This window comes from Acetohalobium arabaticum DSM 5501, assembly GCF_000144695.1.
GTDB lineage: Bacteria > Bacillota > Halanaerobiia > Halobacteroidales > Acetohalobiaceae > Acetohalobium > Acetohalobium arabaticum.
Window position 1 is genome coordinate 241,196 of the sequence record NC_014378.1, and the last position, 18,952, is coordinate 260,147.

Here is an 18,952-nt window from a genome sequence, read left to right on the forward strand (position 1 = left end):
CCCGAAAACAGGATGTTGAGAGGGCTAATTTTGAGAATGAGTGAGACAGGAAGTCGAACGAATGGCAAGGGCTTGAAACCTTTTGATTTCAAGTTGCTCAGAAGTTTCTTAAAATTAATCTGCTGGAAGAACTAAAGCCCTACTTGATATTAATATCAAGTAGGGCTTTAATACATCACAGAATTTTGCAGAAGTGAGGTAGGAGCCATGATGAATATATTATTGGGTATCATTTTAGCAGTAGCAATGTGGATTGATATTAAAGACAAGATTATTCCTAATTGGCTGACCTTTTCGTTGATGCTGTTGGGACTTATAATTAATCTATCTATAGACGGCTGGTCCGGATTATTATTTAGTCTGCAGGGCTTAGGAGTAGGTCTAGCTATCTTCTTAATTCCGTTTGTTCTCGGCGGTTTAGGGGCTGGTGATGTTAAATTAGTAGCGGGAATCGGAGCAGTCAAAGGAGTTAAGTTTGTGTTACTCGACTCGCTGGTAATTGCTATAGTAGGAGGAATTATTTCGCTCTTTATTTTGATTCAAGAGAAGAAACTAGGTAGAATGATAAAAAAAGTAATCTATCGACTGCCGTTTAAAAGTCTATCCGACCGAGAAGACCAGGAGGGAAATGATGCTTTTCCTTATGGAGTAGCAGTAGCCTTCGGTACCTGGTATACATTATTTTTGCATTAGTGAATCTCTAATAAGGTGGTGGATAAGATTGGTTATGCAGTTAATACGGCGCCGGCGGGGACAAGCTCTAGTGGAGTTAGCTTTGGTGTTACCGGTTCTGCTGTTAATTCTGTTTGGAATTGTGGAGTTCGGCCGCATCTTTCATGCCTATTTGGTAATTGCTAATGCTGCCCGGGTAGGTGCCCGGGAAGGGGCAATTACTAATGATGATACTGATATTAAAGATGCAGTTAGAACAGCAGCAGACCACAGCCTTGATCTGAATAGATTAAGTATTGCTATCTCGCCTGATCCGGCTAATAGAAATAAAGGGGATTCGCTGACAGTGGAAGTGGATTATGATGTGGAGGTATTTGCTCCTATTATTGCTCAGTTAGTCCCTGATCCTTTTCCTATTAATAGCACTATGGTAATGAGAATTGAGTGATATTCAAAAGAGGTGACAGCTATGTCTTTGATTAACTCTCAGAAGGGAACGGTAATTGTAGTAGTGGCCTTGATGATGACTGTGTTTATCTCTTTTTTAGCTCTAGTAATTGATATAGGGAGTCTGTATCTAGAGCGGATTAGGTTAGTAAATACTCTAGACGCGGCAGCCCTTGCTGGAGTTCAGGATCTGCCGGATGATTCCCAGCAGGCAGAGACTGTGGCTCTGGATTATGCGTCCCGGAATGGGCTAGATAATAATGTAACAGTGGAGATAACAGATGATGATCACCAGATCGGCCTATCCGGCAGTAAACAGGTAGGAATGAACTTTGCTGTTATCTTCGGTATTGATCAGGTAGAAGTAGCAGCTTCTTCCAAAGCGAGAGTAGGCCATGTAACAGCGGTTACAGGGGCGGTTCCTTTTGGAGTAGTCAGTCAGAATTTTGTCTATGGCGATAAGTATTATCTCAAATATGGTGCCGGAGGCGATGAGGTAGCTAGTGGGCGGAATGGAAACTTTGGTGCTCTGGCTTTAGGCGGTACTGGAGCCAATAATTATGAGGATAATATCAAGTATGGATATGACAGCAGCCTGGAGGTAGGCCAGGATGTCACTACTGAACCGGGAAATATGGCGGGGCCAACAACAAGAGGCGTTGAATATAGAATGGATCAGTCTAGGACAGTACCGGCTTGCAGTTATGATTCAGTTGAAGCAGACTGTCCTAGGTTAGTCATGGTACCGGTGATTGATGAATTGGGTAAAGGAAGAAGTACTTCAACTATTGTAGGCTTTGCTGCTTTTTTTTTAGAGGGATTAACGAATGAGCAGGGGAATAATGCTTATGTCGAAGGTAGATTCATAAGCTGGCTGACTGAATCTGGTAAGTTAGGTTCGGAAGGCGAAGATTTCAATTTAAGAACAGTTGAATTAATTGAGTAGGCAGTTCAAGGAGGTGAAGTTATGTGAATTTTAAAGTAGTCATAGTTATAGCTGTGATTTTAGGATTAATTACTTCCGGAGCAGTTTACTTTATGATGGATAATATGCAGCAGGAGGCTGTTAAGGAGCAGCCTAAGGCTTCCGTGGTAGTGGCTAAACAGAATATTGAGCCTCGGGAACAGATAACAAGGAGTAAGGTCCAGCTTAAACAGGTGCCCCAGGAAACAGTTCATTCACAGGCTGTAACTTCCATTTCTCAGGCAGTAGAAAAGTTTGCCCTGAAGGATATTATTAGCGGAGAACAGCTTCTAAAGCCGCGGCTGTTGGGTAAAGAAGAAGTAAGTTCAGGGCTGGCCTTTAATTTAGCAGATGATAAGCGGGCTGTAACAGTGCCAGTAACTGAAGTATCAGGAGTAGCCGGGTTTTTGACTCCGGGTGATTATGTCGATGTAGTCAGTGTTTTCAGTACCTACGAAGCTCAACAGACAGTGGCCAAAACAGTACTACAGAAGGTGAAGGTTTTAGCTGTAGCCCAGGATATGGTGCGTGAGAGGGACCAGAAGCCTAAGGTAACTAAAAGTGTTACTCTTGGTGTTGGTTTAGCTGAGGCAGAAAAACTGGTTTTAGCAGATAGAAAAGGCGAAATCAGATTAGTTCTCCGTTCGGCCCAGAATGAAAGCTTTTCTATGAGCAATGGAGTTAAGTTTGAGGAATTAGTAGGAAACTTAGAGGAAGAAGGAACAGATAATAAAGAGCAAATAGCAGATAAAGATATTAACCAGAAATCAAGCAGTCAGGATCAAGAAGGAATAGAGGTTATTCGAGGCAGTGAAAGGAGTTATCAGAAAGTATCGCCGTAGTAAGAAGGGAGTGATTAGGATTGCAGCTAAAGAAGAAAATAATTATTTCTATTATAGTTATCTGTTCTTTATTATTTATTAGCTCCGGCTTACTGGCCCATAAGAGCCAACAGAAGATATTACAGCTGGGAACCGGTAAATCAGAATTATTAAAGGTGGTTGATTTAGAGCGGGCAGCAGTAGCCGACCCTGAGGTTGCGGATATAGTTACAATTTCGCAAGAAGAATTACTGATTAATGGTAAAAGCGAAGGAACTACTACCCTTCACCTCTGGGACCAGAAAGGACATCGGAGTTATCAGGTGGAAGTCTACAAAGAAGAAGCAAGGGTGATTAAACAGATAAAAGAGCTGATTGGAACTGATACTGTTAAGGTGGCCAAAGTAGAAGAGAATATCATTCTAAGCGGTAAAGTCAGAGATCAGACTCAGCTGCAGAGGGTTAAAAAGATAGCAGGAGTCTTTGGCGAAAAAGTAATTAATGAACTGCAGGTTACTAATTCACTACAGGTGTTGTTAGCAGCCCAGGTGTTTGAAATTGATAAGGCTGTCAGTGAGGAACTAGGATTTGATTGGTATAGTACTAATTCTGGAGGTGTAGAGTCAGGTACAGCAACTTTAGGAGAGACTACTACTTCGCGGTTTGGAATAGGCCATTATGAGCGGTTGTATCAGCTCCGGACCAAATTGAAGGCATTGATAGAAGATGGTAAGGCCAAACTGCTGGCTAAACCTAAATTAGTAACTAAGAGTGGCCAGAAAGCCAGCTTTAATGTCGGCGGTGAGATTCCGGTGGTAACTGCTGATAGCTCCGGTGAGCAGACTGTAGTCTGGAAGAATTATGGGGTTCAATTTGAGGTAGAACCGACGGTTACGCCAACCGGCAAGCTGGAGACTTACTTACATCCCAAGGTCAGCCAGCTGGACTGGGCGAATGCTGTTGATTACGGTAATAGCGGCCAGCTGCCGGCAATTAAGAGCAGCGAAGTAAAGACACAGGTGGTTATCAAGGATGGAGCTGCTTTAGCCATCGGCGGACTGCTCCAGCAGTATCGTTCTGAGGATATTAAACGGATTCCTCTTTTAAGCCAGCTGCCTATTTTGGGCGAATTATTTAAGAGTAAGTCCTTTAGAGAAGAGAAATCAGAGTTAATTATTTTAGTAACACCCAAGATTATAGCTTCTGAATCGGACAGCAGAGAAGCGATGGAGATGGAAGAAACTCTAGAGAAGAAAGAAAATGAAGGTTCGAAGCGGGGTGAGTAGAGATGGAGGACCAAATTGAGATCTTACTGGCCGATGATATTGCGGAGACCAGGGCTAATATTAAAAAGTTAATTAATCTAGAAAAGAACCTCGAAGTAGTGGCCGAAGCTGTAGACGGTAAAGATGTAATTGAGCAGGCTAAAGAGATCAAACCGGATATTATTCTAATGGATATCAATATGCCCAAGATTAAAGGAATTAAGGCTACGGAGATAATTACCCGGGAAGTGCCGGAAACATCGATTATTATGATGTCAGTCCAGGAAGAACAGGATTATCTCCGCAAGGCAATGGTAGCGGGAGCCAGAGAGTACTTGATTAAGCCTTTTAGTGATGATGAATTAATTACTGCTATTAATCAGGTGTATGATCTGGAAGTAGAACGCAAAAGCAGTTTAAAACAGAGTAGAGAAGAGACTGAAGAAGCTGTAGAGGAGAAAACAATATCCATCTTTAGCAGCAAAGGCGGAGTGGGCAAGACTCTACTGGCTACCAATTTGGCTGTTTATCTCCAGCAGAACAAAAAAGGAGATGTTGTCTTAGTTGATCTTGATCTCCAGTTTGGGGATCTGGATGTCTTGTTGGACTTGACGCCGCGGATTACTATTGCTGATGCTGTTGATGAGCTGGATAATCTCAATGTGCAGAATATTGATGATTACTTACTAAGTTATGAGAATGGTCTGCAGGTTCTTGCTTCTCCCCTGCGGCCGGAGGAAGCAGAGATGATTAACGGCGAGCAGATTAAGAAACTGCTTAGTATTTTAAGCGAGAAGTTTAATTATGTTATTATCGATACAGCCCAGTCCTTCTCTGAACATATTCTGGCTGCCCTTGATAATTCGGAGCTGATTCTGTTGATTGCCATGTTGGATTTATCGACTATCAGGAATGTCAGGCTCTGTCTGGAGGTTATGGAGGAGCTGGAGTATCCTGAAGAGAGTATTAAGTTAATCTTAAACCGCTATTCTAAGGATATAGGAATTAGCATTGAAGATTTGGAGGAAAATCTCAATTATTCTGTTGATATTAAGATTCCCAGTAATGGCAGTTTAACAATAGATTCTATTAATCAAGGAGTGCCCTTTATTCTGGAAGAACCGCGAGCCAAGATTTCAAAACAGCTTATTAAACTGACCGACCTGGTAACAGGAGAAGAACTAAAACCGGAAGATAAAGAAGGATGGTTCAATAAGATAACTGATTTCTTGAATAATTAAAGGAGGTCGCGGAATGTCACTTAAAGAACGGCTTTCCCAGCAGAAAGAGCAGGAGATAGAACCAGGTTCTGAAACAGAAGCTGCTAATACTAAAACTTCTGCTTCTACTCTGGAAGAGGATCCTTACCGGGGATTAAAGACCAAGATTCATAATCATCTGCTGAATGAACTGGAGCTAGAGGTCTTATCTGAGGATAAGAAGGAGGCCGAGGATCAGCAATTAAAGCAGGATATTAAGGATTTAACCCAGGAGGTAATAGAAGCTGAGGAGGTCCATATTTCTCCCGGGGATAGACGGAAAGTGATTCAGGATATTATCGATGAAATCATAGGTTTTGGCCCCATCAATGGTTTGCTGGAGGATCCAGAAGTAACAGAGGTAATGGTTAATGGTCCAGACCAGGTCTATGTAGAACGGGACGGCAAGCTGGTCTTGACTGATGTAAGGTTTCGTGATGATGAGCATGTGATTCATATTATCGAAAAGATTGTAGCTCCCTTAGGCCGAAGAATTGATGAAAGCAGTCCGATGGTTGATGCCCGGCTGCCTGATGGTTCTCGAGTGAATGCAATTATTCCTCCGTTGGCTTTGAATGGTCCGACAATTACAATTCGTAAGTTTGCCGAAGATCCCTTTACCGTCGAAGATTTAATTGGTTTCGGGACTATGACTGAAGAGATGGCCCAGTTTTTAGAGGCCTGTGTTGAAGTCAGGCTGAATATAGTGGTGGCTGGAGGTACCGGTTCCGGTAAGACCACAACCTTGAATGTGCTGTCTTCTTTTATTCCGGAAGAGGAGCGAATTGTAACGATTGAGGATGCGGCTGAATTACAGTTAGTCCAGGACCATGTTGTTTCCCTGGAGACTAGGCCTCCGAATGTGGAGGGGAAAGGGGCTGTGACAATGCGGGAGTTAGTTAAGAATTCACTTAGAATGCGGCCGGATAGAATAGTAGTCGGCGAGGTGCGGGGCGGTGAAGCTTTAGATATGCTGCAGGCGATGAATACCGGCCATGATGGTTCTTTAACTACTGGCCATGCCAATAGCCCGCGGGATATGTTATCCCGACTGGAGACAATGGTGATGATGGCAGGAATGGAGCTGCCGGTGAAGGCGATCCGTGATCAGATAGCTTCGGCAGTTGATCTGATTGTTCATCAGTCGCGGCTTAGAGACGGCAGCCGGAAGATAGTTAAGGTCACAGAGGTGCAGGGTATGGAAGGAGAGATAATTACTCTCCAGGATATTTTCAGCTTTGAACAGGAGGGCTTTGATAATGCCGGCAATGTTCAAGGAGAGCTTAAAGCAACCGGAATTAGACCTAAATTCTTTGATCGCTTTAAGGCGGAAGGGATCGATCTACCGTCTGATATCTTTATGGCTTATTAGATAGAAGGGAGGGGAGCTGATGGAGATAATAATTCTGCCGGCAGTTTTTTTGGTTGTTACTACTGCAGTAGTAGTTAGTTATAAGTTATTAACTGCCAGAGAGGCCAAAGTTAAAGAGAGGCTGGATAAGTATTCGGCTATAGAAGAGGGGAGGATAGGACAGAATACTGCTTTAGATAGAGAAGAAGATGTAGGCGAGAGGAAAAGCCTAAAGAAGAGGCTATTGGAGAAGTTTAATCAGTTTTTAACTTCTTTTTCGCTGGTAGCTAGCCTGGAAGCTGAACTGCAGAAGACAGATCTGCCGCTTAAGGTTTCAGAATTTATTATTATCAATCTAGTTTCCTGTGTTATTTTAGGCTTAATAGGAATCTTAGTCAGCAATAATTTATTAGTTCCAGTTCTACTGTTGTCGTTAGGCTTGATAATTCCTTACTTTTATCTAAAGTACAGCCAGAAAAAGAGGCTGGATAAATTCAATGAACAGATTAATGATTCGCTGACGATTATTTCTAACTCCTTAAAAGCAGGATATAGCTTCTTTCAGGCTCTGGAGATGGTAGCTAAAGAGATGCCCCCTCCAATTTCAGAAGAGATCACCAGGGTTCTAAAGGAGATGAATCTAGGTGCTTCGCCGCAGGATGCTCTAACGGCTTTGACTGACCGGGTAGAAAGTGATGATCTTGAGTTGGTAGTTACAGCGGTTTTGATTCAGCGGCAGGTAGGGGGTAATCTATCCGAGATACTGGATAATATCTCTGATACGATTAGAGAACGGATTAAGATTAAAGGTGAGATTCAGACCTTGACAGCCCAGGGGCGAATGTCAGGGCTGATTATCGGTCTGCTGCCGGTCGGTCTAGGCGGAATGTTATTTCTGATCAGTCCTGATTATATGGCTCCTTTGTTTGGCCATCCCCTAGGGCAGACAATGATTGGAGTAGGGATTATCTCTCAGATTTTGGGAGCAGTATTGATCAAAAAGATTATTGATATCGAGGTATAAGGAAGGGATTTAGATGTTATTAATAGCTGCTGTCTTTATAGCTGTAGCTGGTTTAACTCTGGTGGTAGGCTATTATCTTAGTCAGCCCTCAAAGCGAGTACAGAACCGTTTACAGAAGTATGCCCAACTGCAGCGGGAGGTACTGCCCCGCAGAGAAGAGTTAGAGCTTTCGTTTTGGGAGCGGGTAATAAGGCCAGGACTGCAGAAGATGGCTGTCCTATTTGTCAAGCTTACTCCGCTGGGAGTTAAAGACAGTATCAGAAAGAGACTGATCTTAGCCGGCCGGCCTTTTGATCTGGAGGCTAAAGAATTTCTTGCTCTGCAGGGGAATTTGATGGCTGTACTGCCTGGAATTATTCTGGGCGGATTGATGATAGCAGGAGTCAGTTTGAATACAGCTTTAATGTATAGTTTGATCTTCGGTTTTGCTGGTTTTGTAATTCCGAGATTCTTACTCAGTAAGAAGATTTCTGAACGACAGAAGAAGATGCAGCAGGCACTGCCGGATGTGCTGGATTTATTGACGGTTAGTGTGGAAGCAGGATTGGGATTTGATTCTGCTCTAGTAAGAGTGGTAGATAAGATTGCTGGTCCTATCAGCGAAGAGTTTGAGCGGTTATTACAGGAGATTAGAATGGGCAAACCCCGCCGTGATGCCATGCGTGATCTAGGCGAGCGGACTAATGTGGAGGATCTGACTAACTTCATTACGGCTATAGTTCAGGCCGATAAGCTCGGTGTCAGTATCGGTAAGGTGCTGCGCGTTCAGTCAAAACAGATTCGACAGAAGCGCCGCCAGCGGGCTGAAGCCCAGGCCATGAAGGCGCCGATCAAGATGTTATTACCGCTGGTCTTCTTTATCTTTCCAACGCTGTTTATTATTCTGTTAGGTCCGGCGGCAATTAAGGTTATGAATTCACTGATGGGATTATAAATAAATGAAATTAATCAATCGATCTAAAGATATAGAGATAATAGGAAAGTTATCTAAAGCAACAACATTCTGGCAGCGGCTGGTGGGATTGTTAGGCAAGGAAGATATTTCATTGGATGAAGGGTTATTAATTACTCCCTGTAAGATAGTTCATACCTTCTTTATGGAGTTTTCGCTGGATCTTATCTTTTTAGATGATGATAACCGGGTGGTTAAGCTGGTTACTTGCTTACAGCCTAATCGGATTTCTCCTGTTGTATTTTCAGCTGTAAAGGTGATTGAATTAAAAGCCCGGACAGATTTAGAGACATTAGTAGAGGAAGGTGATCGATTAATTATATTGGATTGAGGTTGTATAAGCCAGTAAAAAACTGTATAATTAATAATGGAAGATACAATTTACGCATATAATGTAAACAGCAGAAAGGAAGTCCCCAATTATGGTTTCGGTAGCATCAATTAGCTGTGATAGGTATCAGGAAGAGGTAGTACAGGAGGCTGTTCGGAAGGCTGTAGCTGAATTAGGCGGGCTGGATAGCTTTGTTTCTCCGGAGGATCGGGTTCTGATTAAGCCTAATCTATTGGGGCCTAAGCCTCCGGAAGAGGCGGTTACTACACATCCTTTAGTGTTGAAAGCAGTAATTGAGCTGGTCCAGAACACAGGAGCTAAACCGGTAGTGGGTGAAAGTTCAGGCGGTTTTCTGGTAGAGGAATCGCTTACAGCTAGGGCTTTTAAAGAGACCGGGACTGAAGAGGTCTGTAAGCAGTTAGGAGTGGAGATGATTAACTTTGACCGGGTAGCAGCTACAGAAATTATTAATCCCGGCAGTACTGTTGACAGCTTTAAATTACCATTGGCAGTTCTGGAAGCTGACTTTATTATTTCGCTGCCTAAGCTGAAGACACACGGTTTGACTTTATTTACTGGAGCTGTTAAAAATTTCTACGGTGTAATTCCTGGTTTAGAGAAGATGGAGTACCACCGCCGCTTTCCTAATGTTAACCGGTTTATGGAAGTGATTGTGGATATCTTTGAGTTAGTGACAGCTGACTTTGCTATTATGGATGGAGTTGTAGGTCTGGCAGGTGATGGGCCTGGAAGCAGTGGGATTCCCTGTACTGTAGGGAGTATATTGGCCAGTGCTGATCCGGTTGCTTTAGATACAGTAGCTGCCGGTTATCTAGGCTATAGTGACAGCCAGATAAGATATTTAAATTTGGCTGCCCAGCGCGGTTTAGGTAGAGCTGATCTGGATAGAATTGAAATCAAGGGTAATTTTAGTCAGTCGGAGTATAAAAAGTATGATCTACCGTCGAATGCTGTTCTGTCCCATCTACCGAATTTTATTCTGCGTCCTCTATTCCAGGGGCTGATGTCGAAGCCGGTGATTGACCAGCAGAGCTGTACCCAATGTAGAACCTGTCTGGATAGCTGCCCCCAGCAGGTGATTATTGAACAGCAGGATGGAAATAATACCTATTTGGAGATTGATGAAAGTGAATGCAGCAAGTGTCTTTGTTGTCAGGAAGTTTGTCCGTTTGATGCTATCGAGTTAAAGGAGAATTTCTTGTTTAAGCTTCTTCGTTATTTCAAGTAGATCTGAAAGAGATTAGACTTTGACTACCTATAATGATTATGGTATAATTGTAGGGAGTAAAAAAATGTATGAGGGTGGGGGATAAATCAATGGGTGAGCCTGAGCAAAAGTTCAAGAGTAAATATGATGAAATGCCTGAACAAGAAGTGATTGATTTAGCCCAGAATGGGGACAAGCTAGCAGAGGAATATCTGCTTGATAATAATATTGATATAGTATATGCTAAATCCAAGTTATTTTATATTAAAGGATTGGACAAAGATGATGTAATTCAGGAAGGTTTAGTTGGACTCTATAAAGCAATTCGGGATTATAAAGAGCAGCGGGCAGCATCATTTAGGGGTTTCGCTCATTTATGTGTTAGTCGGCAGTTGATTTCGGCTATTAAGACTGCTAACCGCCAGAAACATATGCCGTTAAATACTTCCACTTCAATTGACAAGAAGCTGAAGTATTCTAAGGATGACGGCGGACGAGGCCGTACCTTGCTTGATGTATTACCCGATGATAATAATGATCCCCAGGCTGACTTGGTTAATCGTGAGTTAGTTGATGAAGTTACATACGAATTGCGGGATATGTTGACTGAACTGGAATGGAATGTCTTCAGTAGTTACCTGCAGGCTAAATCATATAAAGAGATTGCCCAAGAGATTGACGGTAGTGTCAAGACAGTAGATAACGCCCTCCAGAGAGCCAGAAGAAAAATCGATGAATTAAAACAGAATCTAGAAGATGAAGTAGTTAATCATGCTTAACTAACTTATATCTTTCATTCCAACACTGATTATTATAAAAAATTAATTAATATACCGAACGCTGCTTTCTTATTTTCTCAAGAGAGCAGCGTTTTATTATTCTTCGGCCTGTTGTCTCTTCAAGATATTGCAGATATAGTCAACAAATCTCCTACGCTTGTCATTCGTTCAACGTCCTGTCTCACTCATTTTCAAAAAAGAACTTTCCGCCGTCCATGGCTCCAAGTTCTTTTTAAGAGTCGCTTCGGAGAAATGTTGACTATGTTATCTATTTTTAAATATTTGCTTTGAAATTACATTGATTTTATATGTTAAATAATTTCATAGTCAATATGTGTCTGTAGCGACTCTTAAAACTGGTCCGGAACCATGGACGGTGGAGGGCCAGTTTTTGAAAGCGAATGAGGCAGGAGGCCGAATGAGCGGCAAGCGGAAGATACATATTGACTATGCACTGCAGTTACAATTTAAGCCAACGACAGGCCGAAGAATTACATTCGAGGTGAAGAGAATGAAGAAAGCAGGCTGTGTAATCTATCTTTTATTCGTAAAGGATGAGAAGTTCAGTATCAATCTAGCTTTTGATCCCAAATTTGAGTTAAGCTATTTTTTACAGACTAGGGAATGGTCGCCAGGAAATGTAAAAGCATATAGATTAACTGAGCTGTTGCCGGTTGGGTTGGCTAATTATATTTACCGTAAGTTAGGTAGTTGTTCGGGACAGCAAGAGCTGCAAGAGATAAAGCAGGATGGAAATCTTTTCGATAGTCTAAAGGAGAAGCTGGGTTTAAAGAAGCCGGGGATTGAGGGAGTAGTAGCTAATTATAGTCAGCAGGTGGAGAATATTCTGGCCTATTATGGTTTAGCAGATTATAGTCAGGTAAGTAAAGTGGAGTTGGATTATCATTTTGATTTTCCTGCGCCAGATGAGTTGGCCAGGGTTCAGGAAGCTTTAAATGGTCGGCTGCTCTTTTATAAGGAGATAAAGCAGGCTTTGGGCGAGAACAGGGTTAAGTTGACGGCTTCGCTGTCTATTCTGTTACAGACTTTGAAGCTGGAGTCTAAACTGGAAGTTAAGTCCGGAATAGCCTACCGCAGTCGGAATGATTTGGTCTGCCGCCGCTGTGGCCAGAGTGGAAATCTAGTGGAGATAGACTGTAATTACTGTGGATTAACGGATTACTACTGTGCTAACTGTCTGCAGATGGGAAGGTCAAGGATCTGCCGTCCGTTGTATGCTTTTCAACTAGCGGAGAAGAGGAGCAGCTCAATTACTTTAAGCAGGCGGCAGGAACAGAGAGTAGATCCTAAACTGGAGTTTGAACTAACGGCTGCTCAGCGTGATGCTGGACAGGAATTGATTCAGTTTATCTCCAGCCGGCAGGCGGAGGCACTGGTCTGGGCTGTCTGTGGGGCCGGCAAGACTGAAGTTTCCTTTCAAGCTATTGCTGAGGTATTGACAGAAGGCGGTCAGGTTCTGTTTGCTATTCCGCGTAAGGATGCCGTAATTGAGCTGGCTCCTAGACTGGAAGAGAGTTTTCCGGATTTTGAGATCAGTCTGCTCCACGGCAGTTCGGAGAATAAGTATCGAGCAGCCCGGATAACAGTGGCTACTACCCATCAGGTTTTGCGGTTTGAGGATAAATTCGATTTGGTAGTGCTGGATGAGATGGATGCCTTTCCCTATCAGGGCAGTGAAATGCTTAAGTATGCTGTCTACCGCTCCTGCCGCCCGGAGGGAAAGATTATATTTATGACAGCAACGCCAGGGGATGAATTAATGGCCTTTAGAGATCATAAGGATAAATTACTGGTCAAGATTCCGGCTCGCTACCACGGTCATCCTGTTCCTGAACCTGAGCTGTTGACTGCTGAGCTGGATTATAAGCAGGAAGCCCAACAGGTGGAGCTGCCCGAAAAAGTGATGAAGCTGATCTACCGCTCGGTTAAGAAGGATCAGGCCCAGCTGTTTGTCTTTCTGCCGACAAGGGAACTGGTAGAGCTGGCTGGCAGAGAGCTACAACAGAGGCTGCCTGAGGAGAATAATCATCCCTGGGTGGAATACAGCCATGCTCAGGATGAGGCCCGGGATAGAAAGCGGGACGGCTTCTGTGATGGGGAGTATCCTATTCTGGTCTCTACAACTATCATGGAACGGGCCATCACTGTTCCTAAGGCCAATGTATTGGTCTTATTTGCTGACTGGAAGTCTGTCTTTACTGTATCAGCGTTGATCCAGATGGGCGGTAGGTCTGGTCGGTCGCTGGAGCATCCTGAGGGTAATGTCTGGTTTGTGGGCCAGAGGGTTACTGCGGAAATGAGACAGGCTAAAAGCAGGATTAAGAGTCTGAATCAGGAAGCTCAACAAAAGGGCTACATAACAGAGCAAGATTACTAGGAGAGTGAAATTAATGGAATTATTACAGAGTTTATGAAGCGGAATACTGGATTTAGTCTATCCTGAGCCGGCCAAATGTCTCTATTGTGATGAGGATAATCTAGTTTCAGACCAGATTCAGCTATGCAGGGACTGTCTGGAACGGATTGACTATATTACTGATAATTACTGTTCAAAATGCGGCAAACTATTAGATGAAGGCCCAGAATGCAGCACCTGTCAGGAACATAAATATTACTTTGATCAGGCCCGAGCAGCAGCTCTGTACAGTGGAGGTTTAGTCGATTATATTCATCAATTTAAATACCAGGGAGAACAGATACTGGCTAAACCGCTGGGGAGGCTGCTGGCGGTCTGTGGTTCTAATTTCTATAAACAAGAAGAGATAGATGTGATAGTACCGGTGCCGCTGGCAGTAGAGAAGTTTAAATCACGCGGGTTTAATCAGGCCTATCTTCTGGCTCTGGAGGTAGGAAAGTACTTTGGGCTGTCTGTTGATAATAGAGTTCTTCAGAGAGCAGTCGATACTGTAAGCCAGAGTAAGCTGTCCCCGGAAGAGAGGCGGAAGAATGTCAGTAATATCTTTTATTGTGAACCGGATAAATTAGGAGTGGTAGAGGATAAAGAGATATTATTGATCGATGATATCTATACTACAGGGGCTACGGTGAATGAATGTGCTAAAGTACTCTTGCGGGCAGGGGCGGAGAGTGTTTCAGCCTTAACTCTGGCTACTGGACGGCAGAGGGGAGATAATTAATGCAGTTTAGAGTTGATATCTTGCAAACGCTCCAGAAATCAGTCCTAATTAATTAGCGATAAATTGATATATTGTGCCACTTTCCATTTACAGCTAATATGATTTCATTTATGATATTGCAGATTATAGTCAACAAATCTCTTACGCTTGCCGTTCGCTCAACATCCTGTTTCGCTCACTCTCAAAAAACAGTTTTCCGCCCTCCATGGCTCCAAACTGTTTTTAAGAGTCGCTTCAGAGAAATGTTGACTATTTGTAGTTCAATATATTCTATTATCAATAGTCAATATGTTTCCAGAGCGACTCTTAAAACTGACCCGGAACCATGGACGGTGGAGGGTCAGTTTTTGAGAACGAATGAGGCAGGACGCCGAATGAGTGGCAAGCGGCGGATACATATTGACTATCCCCCATAATATCATGAATGAGATTATATCGGTTATGCTAAACAACTACAAATAATGAATGCATGTGAGAAGACTGCAGAGTGACACAATATATCAATTAAGATGCATTCTCAACTTTAATCTATCAAAATTTAGATTAAGTTGATGCGCAAGCTATGTTAATAATCAATATTTTCAGGAGTATATTGATCGAACTATTTGGACTTATCCTAGAATGCAGGAAAAATGTAGTTAATTGTTGAAATTATAGAATATAAGTAAGCTAATTATCCTTATCTTAAGGGGGAGTTAGAATGGGATTGAAGAATTGTGAACGCTGTGGTCAGGTATTTGCTTCTGATCGAAAGGAGATTTGTCGGGACTGTGAACAGGAGGTGGAGGAGAATTTTGGGAAGGTAAGGGATTATATTTATGATCATGGACAGGCTACTATTCCGGAGGTTCATGAGGAAACTGGGGTTAGTGTTAAGGAGATTAAGCAGTTTATTAGAGAAGGTCGGTTAGTAGAGTATGATATGGATATAAGTGTGGAATGTAAAAGATGCGGTACAGATATTAAGAGTGGCGATTACTGTAGTGACTGTAGGGAGGAGCTATCCCAGGGACTAGCTAGTAAGAAAAAGAAGATCAAGCAGGATTTAGAGGGAGAGACTAAGACAGGTAAGATGCATACGCGGAGGCGTAGGGATAAGTAAAGTGATTAATAGTAGGATTAATTTAGAGCTAATCACTATAAATTACCTTTAATACTGATTAATCTCGGATTATAGAGGTTAATATATCTTCTGTTTTTGTCGATAAAATAAATAGAAGATAAAAACATTAGACACAGAAGACACAGACTGACTCAGACAAAAAAGAGACTAAAGCAAAGAATGTAAGTATATTTATTAATTAGATAGGGAACTTTTGAAGTTTAAATATGTCTTGTGTGAAGTCTAGTGTAAGTCTAGTGTCAGATGATTAAATGATTTTAAGTTTTAAATAGAGAAAGCGGGTGGTTAGCTATGAAGATTTCTAATGAACAGTTAAGTCAGGTGCTTAAGACTTATAATCAAAAGAAGGCTTCTAAGTCCAATTCGGAGGCTAAGAAGAGTAAAAATAAAGGGGATAAGCTGTTTATTTCCAGTGATGCTAAAGAGATGCAAGAGGCTAAAAAGGCTTTGGAAAGTCAGCCGGAGGTTCGTAGGGAGAAGGTTGAAAGATTAAAGAAGCAGATTAAGACGGGTAATTATAATGTATCGGGGGAAGAAGTAGCGGACAAGATGTTATCCCGGACTATTGTTGATAATCTAGTCTAGTTAGGAAGTGAGATAGCCTATGGTTACTAAATTAATAGAGATTCTGCAGGCGGAGTATCAGATCTATCAAGAGCTTTACCGGTTAAGTGAAGAAAAACAGGAGATCATTATTGATAATCGAGTTGAGGACCTGTTAGAGATAATTGAAGAGGAACAAAAAGAGGTACAGAAAATTGATCAACTGGAAGGTAAACGGATAGATATCTTAGAAAAGATTGCAGCAAAGAATTCACTTCAAGAAGGTGAGCTTTCGTTTGATAAGCTGATAGAGTTAATTAGTGAGCCCCAAAAAAGCCAGCTGCAGGAAATTAGAAGTGATATTCTGGAACTGTTAGAAGAACTTCAGGAAATAAATGAAATCAATGCTAACCTAATTAGAGAATCTTTACAATTAACTGATTATACATTGGAGTTGTTAACTAACAGTAATATCGGGAAGACTAATACATATCAGAAACCGGGCGATAAGGGGCAGGATAGTAGTGATCAACAGCGGAGGATTATCGACCAGAAAGTGTAGGAGGGACAGCTATGGGTTCTACTTTTAGCGGTATAGAACTAGGTAAACGTGCTCTACAGGTACAGAGAAAATCACTTGATGTAACAGGCCATAATATTTCAAATGCTAATACAGAAGGCTATAGCCGACAGGAAGCAATTCATGCAACCAATCGCCCCCATACTATTCAACACGGCACGGGAGCTGGACAAGTAGGGACCGGGGTTAAGATAGATGAGATCAAGCGGGTTAGAGATGAGTTTATTGATGGGCAGATTAGAGAAGAAACCAGTGCTCAGGGTAAGTGGGAAGTAAAGAATGATGCCTTAGAGCAGATAGAGTTAATCTTTAATGAACCGTCGGATAAGAGTCTGCGTAACTCAATGGATGAGTTCTGGAATTCGCTCCAGGAGTTGAATAATAATCCAGAGAGTGAAGCGGTACGGGCTACTGTACGGCAGAGGGCCCTGTCTTTGACGGATACATTTAATCATTTGGATGATCAGCTGCGGGATTATCGGACGTCGCTTAATAATCAGCTCAAGACTAAAGTAAATGATATAAATTCTTACGGCCAGCGGATTGCAGACTTGAATGCCCAGATCAGCAGAATTGAGAGTATGGACCAGAATCCGAATGATCTGCGGGATAAACGGGACTTACTGGTTGAGAAGCTATCCAAGATTACCAGCGTACAGACTAATGAAATGGATAATGGGGCGGTGACAGTCAATATTGAAGGCCAGTCGTTAGTCTGGCAGGATGAGGTAAGTAAACTAAAGACAGTAGAGACTGCAAGTTCTGATTCTAAATTCGATAAGACAGTGGAAGTTAGATGGGATAAGACCAATGAAGAAGTTAACTTTACTAATGGAGAGATGCAGGGGTTACTGGAAGCCAGAGATGAAGAAGTTCCTAAGTATGTAGAGCAGTTGGATAATATGGCTCAAGAGTTAGCTGCTACCTTTAATGATCAGCATCATCAGGGTTATGGTTTGAGTGATACGGAGATGACTGAGCTGGAGTCGAATGTTCAGGCTACTCCTAGTGATCCATTAGATGGAGCTACAGGTAAATTTAATGTAGTAGTTAATGGCAGTGTTGAGGATTCTGTTACAGTTAATAGCGGTGATGGTCTTAACACTATTGCTAATAAGATAGATGGTGTGGCTAAGGTAGATTCTTTTACTGTAGATAACAATGGAGATGGTGCAGCTGATACTTTGAAGGTTCATAGTTCTCTTTCGGGGACTGCAATAGACTTAGTGAATACAAGTGATACTGAAGCTGGCGCAGTTAATGTTGTGCAAAAGCTAGGTCTGAAGGGGACAGGAGCTGGACGGGATTTTTTTACTGGTAAAACTTCGGAGGTTGCTTCTGGAAGTACTGCTGGCAAAGCAGATATAGTATTTGTAGTAGATAATACCAGTAGTATGGATAGTATCCAAGAGGAAGTTAAAGATAATTTATCAAACTTTATCGATACCATAAAGAGTAAAGGCGTTAATGATATTCAAATGGGAGTAATTGAGTATAGAGATTCTAATATAATTCCTAAAGATTTTTCTGGCAGTAATTGGACATCGGATCCGGATAAGGTCAAGGCTACCCTTGCTAATTTGGACTCTTCAAGTGGTGGATCAGAGGAATATGCTATGCAGGCGGTTAAGGATACTATTAATAATTATGATTTTCGGTCCAATGAAGCTGGGCTTCAGGTTAAAAATGCAGTTTTGGTTACAAATGAAGATGCTGATGATGAAGGTCAGCTTAGTTCAACAATAGATAATGCTAATATAGAAGGATTACAAGTACATGGAGTTTATCATGAAGGTACTGATATATATGGGGAAGATACTTCAGAATTTGATAATCTTACAAGCAGTACTGGAGGAGAAAGTGTTGATTTATCCGATTCTTCCTGGGGTTCAAAGCTTGCTAATGTAGTAGGAGGAGCAATAGGTTCAGCAGCAAGTAGTAGCGAAGATAATGGCGAGATTACAGCTAAGAATATAGATTTGGCTAAGGCTATTAAATCTGAAGGCGGTTTAGCCAAGATAGCAGCAGCTACTAAGGCTTCCGATAATGCCGATAGTAATGGAGTTAATGATTATGCTGGCGACGGTGGAAATGCTTTAGCTTTATCACAGGTAGATAATAAGAAGGTATTTAGTTCTGGAACGGCTGATTTTGGTGATTATTATGAGTCCAATATCTCCAAATTAGGAGTAGACAGCCAGCGGGCAGGAAGAATGGTTAAGAATCAGGAAGTGTTAACTAAGAATTTAAAACAGCAGCGTGATTCGATCTCTGGTGTTTCGCTGGATGAGGAGATGTCGAAGATGATTAAGTACCAGCAGTCCTATACTGCGGCAGCTAAGTTTACTTCTACGATGGATGAGATATTGAATACATTAGTGAATGGGATAAAGAGGTAGTGTTTAGTGTCAGGAACTAGTGTCGGGAATCAGTAAAAAGATAACTGACACAGACA

Annotated in this window: 18 protein-coding genes and 1 pseudogene; all 19 read left to right on the forward strand. The window is 42.1% G+C overall.

Features of this window, described 5'->3' with window-relative positions; all coding sequences use genetic code 11:
- Positions 1–207: 207 nt before the first annotated feature.
- The gene (locus acear_RS01290) at positions 208–693 is read left to right on the forward strand and encodes an A24 family peptidase (protein ID WP_041667206.1); all 486 of its coding nucleotides are present in this window, start codon (positions 208–210) and stop codon (positions 691–693) included.
- Between the two features lie 34 nt (positions 694–727).
- Entirely contained in the window at positions 728–1,120 is a 393-nt protein-coding gene (locus acear_RS01295) for a TadE/TadG family type IV pilus assembly protein (protein WP_013277227.1), read from the forward strand.
- A 21-nt stretch (positions 1,121–1,141) separates the two neighbouring features.
- The gene (locus acear_RS01300; RefSeq protein WP_013277228.1) at positions 1,142–2,065 is read left to right on the forward strand and encodes a pilus assembly protein TadG-related protein; all 924 of its coding nucleotides are present in this window, start codon (positions 1,142–1,144) and stop codon (positions 2,063–2,065) included.
- A 23-nt stretch (positions 2,066–2,088) separates the two neighbouring features.
- Positions 2,089–2,925 (forward strand): Flp pilus assembly protein CpaB, encoded by an 837-nt coding sequence (gene cpaB, locus acear_RS11985; protein WP_013277229.1) that lies wholly within the window; start codon positions 2,089–2,091, stop codon positions 2,923–2,925.
- A 20-nt stretch (positions 2,926–2,945) separates the two neighbouring features.
- Entirely contained in the window at positions 2,946–4,190 is a 1,245-nt protein-coding gene (locus acear_RS01310) for a type II and III secretion system protein family protein (RefSeq protein ID WP_013277230.1), read from the forward strand.
- Between the two features lie 2 nt (positions 4,191–4,192).
- The gene (locus acear_RS01315; protein ID WP_013277231.1) at positions 4,193–5,410 is read left to right on the forward strand and encodes a CpaE/TadZ family protein; all 1,218 of its coding nucleotides are present in this window, start codon (positions 4,193–4,195) and stop codon (positions 5,408–5,410) included.
- Positions 5,411–5,423: 13 nt separating this feature from the next.
- Positions 5,424–6,800: a TadA family conjugal transfer-associated ATPase gene (locus tag acear_RS01320; RefSeq protein ID WP_013277232.1), complete on the forward strand. Its 1,377-nt coding sequence runs from the start codon at positions 5,424–5,426 to the stop codon at positions 6,798–6,800.
- A 19-nt stretch (positions 6,801–6,819) separates the two neighbouring features.
- The gene (locus acear_RS01325) at positions 6,820–7,803 is read left to right on the forward strand and encodes a type II secretion system F family protein (RefSeq protein WP_013277233.1); all 984 of its coding nucleotides are present in this window, start codon (positions 6,820–6,822) and stop codon (positions 7,801–7,803) included.
- 13 nt (positions 7,804–7,816) lie between these two features.
- Positions 7,817–8,737 (forward strand): type II secretion system F family protein, encoded by a 921-nt coding sequence (locus acear_RS01330; protein ID WP_013277234.1) that lies wholly within the window; start codon positions 7,817–7,819, stop codon positions 8,735–8,737.
- Positions 8,738–8,741: 4 nt separating this feature from the next.
- On the forward strand, positions 8,742–9,086 hold the full coding sequence (locus acear_RS01335; protein ID WP_013277235.1) for a DUF192 domain-containing protein: 345 nt from the start codon (positions 8,742–8,744) through the stop codon (positions 9,084–9,086).
- 91 nt (positions 9,087–9,177) lie between these two features.
- Complete coding sequence (locus acear_RS01340; RefSeq protein WP_013277236.1) at positions 9,178–10,335, forward strand: DUF362 domain-containing protein; 1,158 nt, start codon at positions 9,178–9,180, stop codon at positions 10,333–10,335.
- 89 nt (positions 10,336–10,424) lie between these two features.
- Positions 10,425–11,093, forward strand: coding sequence for an RNA polymerase sporulation sigma factor SigH (sigH, locus tag acear_RS01345; RefSeq protein ID WP_013277237.1), 669 nt, complete (start codon positions 10,425–10,427; stop codon positions 11,091–11,093).
- A 391-nt stretch (positions 11,094–11,484) separates the two neighbouring features.
- A complete protein-coding gene (locus acear_RS01350) occupies positions 11,485–13,491 on the forward strand; it encodes an ATP-dependent helicase ComFA (RefSeq protein WP_049772632.1) in 2,007 nt (668 codons plus the stop codon).
- A gap of 46 nt (positions 13,492–13,537) precedes the next feature.
- A pseudogene (locus tag acear_RS12990) lies at positions 13,538–13,702 on the forward strand (double zinc ribbon domain-containing protein); the annotation flags it as partial.
- Positions 13,703–13,882: 180 nt separating this feature from the next.
- Complete coding sequence (locus acear_RS12515) at positions 13,883–14,251, forward strand: ComF family protein (RefSeq protein WP_049772633.1); 369 nt, start codon at positions 13,883–13,885, stop codon at positions 14,249–14,251.
- 700 nt (positions 14,252–14,951) lie between these two features.
- On the forward strand, positions 14,952–15,353 hold the full coding sequence (locus tag acear_RS01360) for a flagellar protein (RefSeq protein WP_013277240.1): 402 nt from the start codon (positions 14,952–14,954) through the stop codon (positions 15,351–15,353).
- A 312-nt stretch (positions 15,354–15,665) separates the two neighbouring features.
- Complete coding sequence (gene flgM, locus acear_RS01365; RefSeq protein WP_013277241.1) at positions 15,666–15,959, forward strand: flagellar biosynthesis anti-sigma factor FlgM; 294 nt, start codon at positions 15,666–15,668, stop codon at positions 15,957–15,959.
- Between the two features lie 19 nt (positions 15,960–15,978).
- Positions 15,979–16,479, forward strand: a complete 501-nt coding sequence (locus acear_RS01370) for a flagellar protein FlgN (RefSeq protein WP_013277242.1) — start codon at positions 15,979–15,981, stop codon at positions 16,477–16,479.
- 11 nt (positions 16,480–16,490) lie between these two features.
- Positions 16,491–18,896, forward strand: a complete 2,406-nt coding sequence (gene flgK, locus acear_RS11990; RefSeq protein ID WP_013277243.1) for a flagellar hook-associated protein FlgK — start codon at positions 16,491–16,493, stop codon at positions 18,894–18,896.
- Positions 18,897–18,952 lie beyond the last annotated feature (56 nt).